We start from the raw sequence: 14,835 nt of genomic DNA, 5'->3' as shown, positions 1-14,835 counted from the left end.
TTCTTATGTTAAAAAAAAGGACATGTTGTGGGTTTTGTGTTAAAATTTAATGTTTAAATAAATAGTAGCTTTTCTTTTATATCATTTCTTGCTCCACGGAAGATCTCTAAAAGAAATCCTTTAAATACATATACCATGAAAAAACCTACTTTTTCTAAATTACTTTTTTCTGTTTTCTTTCTATTTGAAAATTTCTTTAAAAAGAATTTTATTAAAACTTCTTTCTGTAAAGATTTTAGAAACTTAAAAAGTCCCGTTTTTGAAAAAAAATCTTTTTTTAGGATAGAGTATACAATCACTGTTTTTATACTTGCTTTCTTTTTGATGAGCAGTAACGGTGTTTTTGCACAAATTGGAACTCCATTTAAGCCAAGGCTAGCTGGAGGAAATATTAGTGTAAAAGGAGATATTGTATTAATAGGAAATAGTATTGTAAATAGAGTTACTTCACTTCCGACTCCAAATCCAAAGCCTGCTAATTGGGATGGAAATCCAGCTGTTTTTAGTCCCTCAGCTCCAGTTAATAATCAGTTGTTTACAGGGACAGTAACTAATATAAATGCGCTGACAGCTGAAGCTAACGTGCCTTTCAATCAAAGGACTTCTGGTTCTGTAAATAATAATGATTTTTTTATTGAATATTCTAATGTTGATCCCGGTACAGCAGCTGATGGTATCTTTAGTTCGTCTTCTGCAGATTTGAATATAAACCAAACTTGTAAGAAAATCAAGTTTGCGGGTTTGTATTGGTCTGCTATTTATCCAACAGATAGAAGTACAAGTGCAGGTGTAAAATATAACGGTTCAGTAAGAAGTGAAGCATTTGATAAAATAAAAATAAAGCTTCCTGGTGTAGCTTCTTCATATCAAGATATTACTGCTGATGATATTATTTTTACAAGTAAAATTATACCAGCTGTTCCGGCTACCGGTAACAATACTGCGACCTTTTTCGAGTCGCCTTACGTGTGTTTTAAGGATGTAACTGCTTTGCTAAATACTGTTAAAGATGCTTCTGGAGCTCTGGATGCTAATGGGACATATACAGTAGCTAATGTTAGAGCTACAAGAGGTATGAAAAATGGTGGCGGTGCAGGCGGTTGGACACTTGTAGTTATATATGAAACGCCAACTATGCCAAGTAAGTTTATATCCATTTTTGACGGATATGCATCTGTTAGCACTGGCTTAGATGCTTTAGATATTCCCGTTAGTGGATTTCAAACGCTTCCAGTTGGTTTTACGGTAAATGCCAAACTTGGAGTTGCTGCATTAGAAGGAGATGTTGGAATAAATAATGATACTTTTCAATTTCGTAATGGGCCACCCCCTGCTACATATATAAAAGACGATCCTACTTTTACAAAAATGTATGATGTTGTAAATCCAGCGGATAATTTTTTCAATGCAACTATTTCTGAAGATGGTGTGATTTTAACAAATCGAAATCCGGCGAGTTTAAATTCAATGGGATTTGATATTGATAATTTTAAAATGCCAAATGACAATAATAGTGTACTACCTAATAATGCTAGAGAAGGTACATTGAGATTAACCACGAATGGAGATGGGTATGGCGCTTTTTTGACCACTTTTGCGGTAGATGTCATTGAGCCTAATATTGTTTTAACCAAGAAGGTTGTAAATACAGGAGGGGATGACATCACAAATACAATAGTAAAACGTGGTGATGTATTAAGATATGTTATTGGATTCAATAATTTAGGGAGTGACAAAGCTCAAAATGTTATAATTGAAGATTATTTACCAAATATTGTCTTTTTTAATTACCCAGCCGATGTTTTGTCCTTGCCAACTGGTGTTACAGTTCAATCTTACAATCCTGCAGTTGTCGATCCTCATGATGGTATTGTAAAACGTAAAATTGTTTTCTCTGTCGATAATTCATTGGTGGATTTAGTAAATGATCAAGAGCAGTTTATTACTTTTCAAGTAAAAGTCCCTACAGATTGTAAAGATTTTAGTGATGCTTGTTCTAATATAGTAAATAACACCGCTTATACTATTTATAATGGTGACCAAAATTTTGACAATAATGGCGTTCCTTTCGGCAGTGGTAGTCAGCCTCCAACTTCAAAATGTGCATTAGGAGACATTGCAACAAATTTTATTGGAAATATTGATGATTGTTTGTTCGATAGTGCATATACACTTTGTGGGAATAGTGTTTCTATATCAGGAAGAAATGGATTTCAAAATTATACATGGACTGGTCCAAATGGTTTTACAGCTTCGGGTCAAACAATCACAGTTACTAAAGTTGGAGATTATTTTGTAAAAGCGGATCCTATTGCGCCTTGTATTAAATCTTTAAATCAAAATGTCAAAGTAACTCTTTTTTCTGCTGCAGATAATGATGCATTACTTAAATATGCTTTTAATAATTTGCCAACAATTGAAGATCCTTATCTGAATCGTGGAGAAATTGTTGATTGTAAAATTAATGGTGTAAAGATGCCTCATATTTTTTTATGTGGAGCAAACGATTATAGAGATATGACTATCACAAATGCTGCCGTACTTTCTGCAGCGTGGTACCAATTAGCAGGAGCTTCATGTATTGCTTCTGCAGGAAGTAATGGTGGTGTTTGTGCCAATGAAGACCTTTCTTGCTCTTGGGATTTAAAAAGCAATTCACTTAACTATAAAGCAGATACAGCCGGTTACTTTAAAGTGATATTAAAATATGATAAGGGTTGTAGTAATACCCTCTATTTTAATGTCTATAAAAATGATCTGAAAGCTACCGAGAGTCATACCAATATTATTTGTACATCTAAAGGGAAAATGATAGTTGGCGGTTTTCCTCCTACAGGGTATGAATATAGTTTTAATTTAACTAGTTATACAGGGGTAAAAACATATAGTTCTTTACCTAATGCAAATATATTTACAACTAGTATTCCTGAGAATTATACGGCATCTATAAGACAAATTGGAATTACAAATGGTTGTGTATTTACTGTTTCAGCACAAATTGATTTAGTAGATTTTAAGGTTAATAGCGAGGTCACACAGCCAACTTGTTCCAATGTTAACGGTTCAATAAAAGTTACTTCAACTACTGGTTCTTCTAATTATATTTATACTCTTACTAAGGTTGGATTTGGTTTAATTGATACTTATGGTCCATTTCCTGATACTAATCATACATTTAGTAATCAAAGTCCTGGCACTTATTCTGTAAATGTAAAAACTGCGGATGGTTGTGATGTAACAGTGAACAACATTGTTATAAATTCTGTTTTAAAATTGACAGCTACTGCATCACTTACAAAGCCATTAACCTGTGTAGATGGTGAATTTACAATTTATCCCGTTGGGGGAACACCTTTAACAGGGACACCACCTTATTATTATTACAAGATAAATGGAGCTGCTTCTGTAATTAATCCTGTGATTCCTGTTACATTGCCTTTGCCCTCTGGAGGACTTTATAATATTGAAGTAATAGATAAAAATAATTGTAGTGCTACAACTTCTATCACGGTTTCAACGAATCCAAAACCCGTATACACTGTTGTTCCTACTAACATTTTGTGTTATGGTACAAATACAGGAGCTATTAATTTTAATGTGACTTCTAATACAAGCGGTTATATTTTGACATACAGTAAAGATGGAGGTACAACTTATTCCAACGATCCTCTTTTTTCTAGTTTGGCTCCGGGCACGTACACCCCAGTACTTAAATACTCTTTAAGTGGTGTAGACTGCTTAGATACTAAACCCGCTATTACCATTACCCAACCTGCAGATGCCTTGAGCGCATCAGCGGGTGTTTCTGCATTGGCAGGATGTGGAGATGTACTTTTAGGAATTCCAAAAAATTATGGAAAAGTCCGCATCACCAATCCTCAAGGGGGTGTGGCACCTTATGAATTCAGTTTTGACAATCAAGCCACTTGGATTAACAAGAATGATGCTTACAAAGCCCCAGGAACGTATACGCTTTATGTTAGAGATTTCAATAAATGTATTTTTAGTGCACCTGTTACACTGGATCCTGAACCTGCAGCACCACAAATCAAAGTAGACACGCCAGTAGATTTTAATTGTGATGGTTCTGCTACGAGTACTGTCACTATTGCCAATCCAGGAGGAATAACTTATACGTATAACTATTATTTGGATGGGAAAGCGAATACACCAATCACTAATAATGTTTTTACTAATGTATTACCTGGGTCACATCCCGTTAAAGTAGAGTACAAGTTGAATACGGTTCCGACCTTTAGTAATTTATTGTTTGAAAACTTTGGGTATGGAGAGGACGCTGAATCTCCTGGAATCAATACCACTTTTTATTGTTGGGAAAGACAAGTAGTAGCCACACAATGTAAAAGTAGTATTAAGATAAATGATGGCGATTACTCGGTAACAGCCAATATTGTAGATCGCTATGGTCCTTGGGTGCAACCAGGAGATCATACGCCTCAAACGGTTCCTGCTACACCCAAAGGGAGATGCTTAGTGGTGAACTTAGGAGATAAAATTGCTACTACAGATGTTATTTATAAAAAAGTAATTAATGACATCATACCCAATCAACCCATTAATTTTGAGTTATATGCCATGAATTTGCTTGAAAAGGGCAATGGTCAAATTGATTGTAATTTAGCCGTAGCGCTAGTGGATGCCACCGGAAAGGAAATTTCTACTTTTACAACAGGCGATATTCCTAAAGTAAATACAACAGCCACTCTTCCTATAGTTAAAATATGGGAAAAATATCCTAAAACGCCAATAACGCTTGATCCAAAAAATAATACCTCGCTAACTTTTATTATTCGATCTAATAAAATCGGTACAAATGGTAACGATGTGGCTATTGATGACATTAGAGTGTACCAACTGCCAGAAACTTGTTTGTCTACCCAAGGATTTAATGTCAATGTACCAACTGGAAAGGCCTTTGCCGCACAAATTTCAGGAAAGCAAAATGTAACCTGTAATGGTTTAAACAATGGTGAAATTACCATAGCGGCTCAAAATTTTGACGCCATCAAAGGTTTTGAATATTCTATCGACAACGGTGTGACATGGAGCGCCGCAATGACTAGTTCACCTGTTACAATTAAAACTTTGGCAGGAGCATTGTATAAAGTTGTGGTTCGCCCAGTAGGTTCTTCAATTGTTGCCTGTGCAAAACCGTTTGATGTAACGATTAGTGTACCTGCTGCTTTGACACTAAGCGCTTCGGTTACTAAATTAGCAACATGTACCACAGGAGCTACTATTACGGCTGTTGGTGGTGGGGGAACTCCTGCCTATCAATACGAATTGCGTAAGGCAGATGGAGTAACTCTTGTCCCTGGTTTTGGATACAGCAATAACGGTGGAGTATTCACTAATGTTCCAGTTGGTAATTATACTGTTTTTGTAAAAGATGCCAATACTTGTGAAATTCCTGTTGGAAAGGCTGTACCTGTTGATGCAGCACCAGCCTTAACTGCGGCTTTAGCTACTACTACAGATTATTGCTATACCACTGCTAACCCTGCAACTTTAGATGTTACGGTTTCAGGTGGTACAGGACCATTTACCTATAAATTAGATGCTAATGCTGCGGTAAGTTCAGCTGCTACGACGTATTCCTTTACCAATGTAGCGCCAGGAACTCACACTGTACTAGTAACCGACAGCAAGAATTGTGATGACACTATTTCGAGTATAGTTATTGCTCCACAAATAGGATTAACCGTTTCTTTAATCAATGATTTAACTTGTTTAGTAGATGCTACTATTGACACTCCAGTAGTTACTAATGGTAATGGAGGACCGTATACCTATACTGTTTCTCATAATGGTGGTGCTGCAACGGCAGTAACATCATTCCCTTATAAAGCAACTACTCACGGTACGTATGTGTTTACCGTAACTGATAGTAGAGGCTGTCCTGCTACTAGTAATACGATAACAGTAACGGCTAAAACCACTCCAGTGGCCAGTCCAAGCAAAACAGATATTACGTGTAACGGTTTAACAGATGGAACCATTACTATAACGGCTTCGGCTGGTTTCACAAGCGCCTATACTTATGCTATTAAACTAAGTACAGCGCCAACGTATACTACGCAAATCACGAATAAATTTACAACTTTACCTGCAGGGACTTATGATGTCAAAGTAATTGATAGTAAAGGATGTCCTTCTGCAGTAGTTCAAGTTACGATTGCCAATCCAACTCCGATAGCTGCCAACGCAACAGTAACGACTACTTTTAGCTGTAGTCCTACCAATACTAAACAAGCCGCTACTATCACGGTTGCACCAACAGGTGGAACTGGAGGGTATACCTATAGTTATAATAATGGAACTTCTTTTGGAAACAATAATACGTTAACAGTAAACGACAACGGAACAATTCAATCCATTAAAATAATCGTAAAAGATGCGAATGGTTGCTTGTCACCTATGCAACAAATAGACTTAGCACCATTAAACCCACCAACGATTGCTACCATTACCAATACGCCAATTTATTGTGCACCTGCTATAAGTACAACTAGTACAGTAACTGTGCCTGTAACCGCAGGAACAGGTGTAGGAACACCTACCTACACTATAACTTCACCAGCGGCTGCTACTACTAATACTACAGGAGCAGCAACTGGAATATTTACAGGATTAACCGCAGGTACTTATGTGTTTAAAGTAACGGATGCCAATGGTTGTTTCGCAACAAAATCTCATAACGTACCAGCATTAACCCCAATTGCCGTTACCGCTACCAAATTGACCGATGTGGATTGTTTTGGAAATACTACAGGGTCTGCAAGATTCACAGTTTCTAGTTTTAGTAGTACAGGAAATTATAACATTACCGTATCTTCTACGCCAGCAAGTTTACCTAACGCTTTGAGTCCATCGGGAGATGTGCGTACTTTGACAGGTCTAGTTGCGGGTACCTATACTTTTAGTGTTACTGATATTTTAACAGGTTGTACGGATAGTAAATCTGTTACTATTACTCAACCAACAGCGGCTTTAACTATTACTAATGCAACTGCAACTAACGTGTTCTGTAGTAATGACAATTCACAAATTACAGTAACAGCTACAGGCGGAACTACTAATTATGGTTATGCTGCAGTTCTTTCTGGAGCTTCAGCGCCAACAGTTTTTGGAACTTCAAATGTAATTACTGTAGATACCAATTCTGGAGCAAATCTAGTTTGGGATGTATATGTAAGAGATGCGAAAGGTTGTACCACGCTTCCGTTTCCCGTTACTATAATTAATAACGGTTCTCCATCAGTAACTGCATCGGTTACTAATCAATGTGGCGCAAGTGGAAGTTCATTCCAAATTGTGGCTGTCGGATCAGGTGGTTTAGCTCCTTATACTTATACTATAAACACAGGTTTGGCACCAAGTCCAGCCAACACGTTTACTGTAGCAGCAGGAACGTATACCATTACAGTAAGAGATGCTAATGGTTGTCCAGCTACTACAACGGTTACGGTAAACCAAGCGTTAACTGGAACGGCAATTGTTACGAAAGATATTACTTGTTCATTACCTCAAGAGGCTACTATAAAGGTTGATGTTTTAGGCGGACTCGCTCCTTTTAGTTATAAAGTAGATATTAATGGAGCTGGTTTTGGTGCATCTACTTCTTTTGGAGGAACAACATTTAATTACACTGATACAGGTATTACTATTGGAAAATCATATCGATTTGAAATTACTGACGCTAATGGTATTCCATGTACCGCTCTAACGAATGTAGTTTCAACAAATTCAACAGCACCAGTTACTGCAAGTGAAGTACATGTTGACCCAACTTGTAATGGATTTACTGATGGTTCAATTCGATTAACGGCTACTTCAGGTGTTGCACCATTTACTTATAGTATCTCCGGTGTTGGAGGTCTAGTTTCATCTAATGTTTTTGGGGGATTAGCGGCGGGTACTTACAATTATATTGTTAGAGATGCCAAAGGTTGTGAAGCTTCAGGAGCAATTGTTTTAAATAATCCTGCACCACTTCAAGCAGCAATAAGTGTTCATGACATAACTTGTAATCTTGCTGATACTCCTGGTAGTATTGAAATAACGAATGTGATTGATGGACAAGCACCTTATAAGTTCACTTTGTTAGATTCCGCTAATAATGTTTTAAATTCAGTAAACACTCCATCAACATCATATGTATTTCCAAACAATTTAAATTTTGGGGATTACTATGTTACGGTATCTGATGCTAAAGGTTGTGAATTTAAAAGTACCAAACTTAGAATTAATTCAATTCCTTATTTAACATTTTTGCCACCTGTAATATCAGGAGATTGTATAACTGGCGCTACAGTAAATTTGCAATTGGATACAACTTTCCCAACTGCACCAAATTATATTTATTCTATATATGGTGATCCATCATCCGTTCAGCCTGCGACTGCATCTACAACAGCTACGTTTACAGGATTGAATTTTGGGCAAACCTACTTTTTTCAAGTTATTGATAACAATAATTGTTCTTCAATTGTTGAAGTGAAAATTGATGCATTATCACTTATTAAAATTGATCCTGTTACAGTAACTAATGTTACTTGTAATACATCACCAGTTTCTACAAATGGGGCTATAAACTTTACAGTTTCTGATTATACACCATCAGTAACTCAATTGCGTTTAGAGATTTTAGATCAATTAACCAATACATCATTAGTTCCACCAGTTTTTAAAATTGTACCAGTTGCTTCATTAACTTCTATAACAGATAGCTTTACCGGTTTAGCTTCTGGGGCATATACATTAAAAGTGGAGGAAGTTGATGGTACAAAATGCGCACAGTTTTATCCCTTTGATATAACACAGCCAATACAACCGCTTATATCAGCAGTAACTTCAAATGTAAATGCTACTTGTAATTCTGGAGCATTGGTAACCTTAACCACAACTGGAGGAACAGGACCTTATCAGTATGCTTATGCTGTTGCGCCTACTGTACCAAGCAGTTTTGCATCAGGAAATGTTCTGACTTTAGATCCAGGTGTTGCAGGTACTGATTTAAATTGGAACATAATAGTGCGAGATGTTAATGGTTGTACAGTTAATGTACCAGTGACTATTGCAAAAGATCCAGTACCAGTTATCGCTTTAGATGTTGTAAATAAATGTGCGCCACAAGGTACTTTTGGTATTAACGTGACAGCTACGACTGCAGGAACAGGTGCTTATACTATAAGTGTGGACGGTAGTACGTTTGCAAGTATACCACTTGGTTTACCGCACACAGTAACAGGATTAAATTCTGGATTACATACTATTATTATCAAAGATGCTAATGGTTGTACTGATACTAAAACCATAACTATCGATGAGCCATTAGTAGCTACACCTGCTATTACTGCATTACCAACTTGTGCTGATAATGATGGTATAATCACAATGTCAGGAACAGGTGGGCCTGTTGCGGGTACTTATACCTTTACGATTTTGCCAACATTTCCAAGTGTTGTCATAAATAATGCAACAGGAGTTATTTCTGGATTACCAGCAGGAACGTATACGGTAACCATGACAGATACCGCGACACCAACTAATTGTACTACAACTGCGGTAGTTACTTTAGGGGCTCCAACTCCAGTTACATTTACTACGGCTACTACTCCAGCTTTGTGTGTAGGAGATAGTAACGGAACGATAATTGTGACTTTAGGGGCAGGTAATAACAACCCAAGTTATACGTATGAAATTATTGCAGGGCCTCAATTGGCAGTTGCTCAATCTTCAAATATATTTACAGGCTTACAACCGGGTACTTATACTGTTAGAGTAAATTCTGGAAGAGGTTGTAGATTTGATGATACGAATGTCATCGTTGCTCCAGCTACTCCATTAACTGCTAATGCTACTTTTCCAGCCAATACTACTTGTAGCACAGTTACTGTAATTACAGTTACTGCTGGCGGTGGTACAGGTTCAGGCTATTTATATAATTTTAATGGATTAGGCTACACTTCTGATCCTACTTATACTGTAAATGATAATGGAAGTATTCAAACTATAAGTTATAGAGTAAAAGACGCGAATGGTTGCGAAACTTTACTTCAAACTATAGATGTTAATCCGTTAAACAAACCAACTGACTTGAATTTCGTAGTTTCTACGGCACCAACTTGTCCAGCACCAACATCAGGTGTTACAGTAACTGCTACTAATGGTGTGGGAGCTTTGACTTTCGAAATTATTCAATTTAATGGTGCTCCAACAGCGCTTTATCCACCACAAATTACCGCAGGTTTTGCTGTTTCAGCAGTATTTAATAATTTACCTGTTGGTGATTATATGTTCAAAGTGACTGATACTTTTGGTTGTACCTATCAAGAATCATACACGGTTGCTCCAGTGACTAACATTACTGTCGCGGCTTCGGCTACTTCAAATGTGACTTGTTTTAACGCGGGTGATGGTACCGCTACTTTTGATGTGGCTAATTTTGGAGGCACCTATAATTATACTTTTGATGGCACACCATTCGCTAATGTAAGTACGGCACAATTAACCTTTACTAATTTAACCCCGGTGCTACATACATTAATTGTTACTGATGCTATCACAGGTTGTCAAGCCACAGCTACGGTAACCATTAGCCAACCGGCTGCAGCTTTAGATTTTACGGCTACTGCAACGAAAATTAATTGTAACAATGATAATGCAACGATTACTGTTGTTGCTACTGGAGGAACTACTGCTTACAAATACGCGGTGGTTCCAACTACAGCTGCTGCACCAGTACCAACGGCTTATGGCTTAAGCAACCAACTTACTGTAGATACGAACTCTGGAGCCAATATGGTTTGGGATGTGTATGTAATGGATGCGAATGGTTGTGTTGATTCTGATTCTGTAACGATTTTAACTGATGCTAATCCAGTAATTACTTCTGCCAATCATACCGCTTGTGTAAGTGCTACAGGTACTTATGATATTACTGTAATTGCTACAGGATTCAATCAGCCAACCTTCCAATACAGCGCTGATGGTACTAATTATCAACCAAGTAATGTCATCACGGTTAATGCTCCAGGTAATTATACTATTTATGTAAAAGATGCTAATGGATGTCCTTCTGCTGGATTCCCAATAACGATTTTAGATCCACTTATTCTAACCCCAACGGTTACTACGCCAGTATCTTGTACCATCAACAATGGAGTGATATCGGTAAGTACAACAGGTGGTTCAGGAAATTATGTGTATAATATTGATGGAGGTGCTTATGCTTTAGTAGCTTCGTTCCCTAATTTGGCTTCTGGTCCTCATATCATCGGAGTTAGAGATACGACTACTTTATGTACTGTATTTGCTACGATAAATCTTCAAGCAGCCACTCCAATCACAGGTTTTGCACTAGCTAAAACAGACGTGACGTGTAATGGTGATAGCGATGGTACAATTACGGCATCGATGACTACTCCTGCAGCGGGAGTAAATGATAATCCGGTGTATACATATTCTTTAACAGGAACTACTATTGGAGGTCTAGCATTGACTATTCCTGCAACAGGAGCGCCACTGCAAACCTCACCTATATTTACTGGATTGCCAGCTTCAGATGTGAATGGTTATACCGTAGTTGTGACTTCGGCAAGAGGGTGTACTGCTACCAAAACCGTTGTTGTTGCTCAACCAGCTCCAATTGTAGTGCCAACTATAGTTCCGGTTCAATTCGGTTGTACTGCCGACAATACGGGGAACTTAGCTACCATTACGGTTACTGGAGTTACAGGTGGTTCAGACAACTTCTTGAATTATGAATTCATTAAGCTTGGAACACTAAATACAGTAGTTCAATTTGGTGCTAGCAATATGTATACCGAAGCGAATCTTTCAGGAGGTTCTTATGTGGTGAATGTATATGACAGTAAAGGATGTATCGGAACATCAACTACCCCAATTGACATTGCGCCTTATATCCAATTGGATAAAGTAAATGTGAATGTTACGCGTCCAATCACTTGTGCTCCTGTAACAGAAGACATTGCTGTTTCGGTTAGCGCAATTGGTGGTGCACCTGCTAATTTGCAGTTTACGGTTCAAGATGTAACTTATGACAATAGTGTGCCTCCGATTGCAACAAAAGGAACTTTATATAATCTACCTCCAGTTTCAATAGTTGCTGGTGTGGCTACATTCACTAATTTGCCAGTAGGTAATTATGAAATCACAGTGAGAAACTTAGATACAAATTGTGAAATCATCGGTGTACACTATGTGAACGAGCCAAGTACTTTCGACTTAACTATCGATAATGTAGTAGATATCAAATGTTTTGGTGGAACCAACGGAAGTGCGGATATTAGGCTAATTGATACAGTACCTTCACCAGTGGATGATGCTGGGCCGTTTACATATACTTTAGTAGATGCTTTCGGAATTTCTTTACCAAATGGTACTTCAACAGCCGCAGGCACAGTGGCCTTGCCTAATTTAGCTGCAGGTACGTATACATTTACTGCGACCTTGACTAAAACGCCTTTCTGTACCGTAAGTAAAAACTTTACAATTACAGGACCAAGTGAATCATTAGTTATTAGTGAATCCCATAGTGATATTACTTGTGTTACGGGTAACAATGATGGTTCCATTTCAGCTACCGCTACTGGTGGATGGTCAGGAATTTATGAATTCCGTTTGGAAGAAACGTTGTCAGCTTCGGTAATTTCTGATTGGAGTACAACTAGTTCTTTTAATGGATTGACGGCTGGAAATTATGTAGTTAAAGTGAGAGATCCAAAAGGATGTGATGATTTCAAAACTGTACAATTGGTAGTACCAGCACTAATAACCTTTACGCCGATTATTACCAATGCCACACTTTTGTGTTATGGTGATACTAATGCATCAATTACTATACCACTACCAATAGGAGGATCTGGAGTTTACAATTTTGCGCTAGAAGCAACCTATCCTAATGGAACAGTTACGCTTGATGGTCCACAACCTTCTAATGTATTCACCAATTTAGGTGCTGCAAGTTATAAAGTGATTGTAACAGATACTTGGACTTGTTCTAGTGTTTCTAATACTTTAGTGATTACTGAACCTACAGTAGTGTCGGCTAGTTTGGTTCAGACTTCTGTACAAACTTGTTTAAACCCTGCTACGCTTACATTATCTGCAGTTGGAGGTACTGGTCCATATACGTATAGTGCAGATCCAAATTTTGCTACTGTACTTGGGACATTTGCAAATTCAACACTAATAACAGTTCCGTTTACTGCAGTTGGTATAAATCCTTTATTTTATGTAAGAGATGTAAATGGTTGTTCAAGCACGGCATCAAATAGTGTTTCTGTAACTCCATTAGAACCTTTAGATTTCAAATTTGAAAATGATGCTCCATTCATCAATTGTTTAGGAGATCGTAATGGACAAATTACTGCAATGGCAGAAGGAGGTTCTGGAAATTACATTTATACCTTATTGAACAGTGCTGGTAACCTTATTGTTCCTTCTCCAACACAACCTACGCCAGGTTTCTTTACAGATCTTGCGGCAGGAAGTTATTTAATGGAAGTAAAAAGTGGTGATTGTATATCTGCTCGTAAACCAATTACAATTGGAGAACCTACTTCAAAATTAAATTATATTCCAAAAGTAACTGATGTGCTTTGTAATGGTTACGCTAATGGTAAACTAGAAATCAGTGCTACTGGTGGTAGCCCTGCTATAGTTTATGCTTTATCGCCTGAGTTAAGTAAATTTGTGACCACTAGTAATTTTGAGAATTTAGAGGTGGGTGATTATAAAGCAATCATTCAGGATTTGAAAGGTTGTAATTATGTTTATGATTTCAAAATTAAGGAGCCAAATGCAATTGATGCCAAAGTCGATGTTTCGGTTCCAATAGTGCAAGAGTTGTGTGCTGGGGAGAAAACAGGAGCGTTTGGTATTGTGATAACGCCTGGCTCTGGAACAGCGCCATACAGCACTAGTATCGATAATAAGAATGGGATTTATGTTCTAAATCAAGTTCTTTTTTCTGGTCTTTCCGGTGGAAATCATACCGTTTATATCAAAGACGCTAATTCTTGTACATTTGAATTGGCAGTAGCATTAGACCCATCAGTTATTCTTAATCCGGTAGCTACTGTTTCTAACGAGTGTGTTAATGATTTGCCAGCCAATAAGGTTACTGTAACTATTGACCCTAGTAATATTCCTGCTGATGTTACATACAGTTTGGATGCTGTAGGGGTTGAACAAAATAGCAATGTGTTTAACAATCTTACTCCTGGAGATCATTACATCATGGTGCATCATAAAAATGGTTGTGACGATGCTACTCCTGTGTTTCCAATTGATAAAATTGATCCATTGGCTATTACAATTGATTTAGGTGGACTTAATGAAATTGTTGCGACTGTTACTGGAGGTTCATCAGTATATCAATTTACTGTAAATGGGGTGTCTATTGGGTCTAATAATAAATATATTTATTTCAAATCTGGTAATTATACCGTAACGGTAACCGACAGTAATGGTTGTGTTGCATCAGCTACCAAGTATTTTGAATTTATTGATATCATTATACCACCAATATTTACACCAACTGGAGATGGTACGAATGATAGCTGGAAACCAACTAATACAGAGAATTATCCAGATATTAAGTTCGTGGTTTATGATCGTTACGGTCGTGTAGTTGGTACATTTGGCGCAGGACAATCCTGGGACGGTAAATACAATGGTACCGAATTGCCAATGGGTGATTACTGGTATGTGTTGAAATTAAGACACAATCAAGATGATCGTGAATTTATGGGCCATTTTACCCTATACAGATAAGAGGAGTGTGAG

General features: G+C 37.4%; 1 protein-coding gene. It reads left to right on the top strand.

Annotated elements, in window-relative coordinates; all coding sequences use genetic code 11:
- Positions 1 to 135: 135 nt before the first annotated feature.
- Positions 136 to 14,823 (top strand): T9SS type B sorting domain-containing protein, encoded by a 14,688-nt coding sequence (locus tag OYT91_RS13085; RefSeq protein WP_281238319.1) that lies wholly within the window; start codon positions 136 to 138, stop codon positions 14,821 to 14,823.
- The last annotated feature ends 12 nt before the right edge of the window (positions 14,824 to 14,835 follow it).

Origin of the sequence: Flavobacterium praedii, from assembly GCF_026810365.1 — a bacterium.
Classification (GTDB): domain Bacteria; phylum Bacteroidota; class Bacteroidia; order Flavobacteriales; family Flavobacteriaceae; genus Flavobacterium; species Flavobacterium praedii.
The sequence above is the reverse complement of the archived record's forward strand: the minus strand, read 5'-3'. Positions and strand labels throughout refer to the sequence as shown.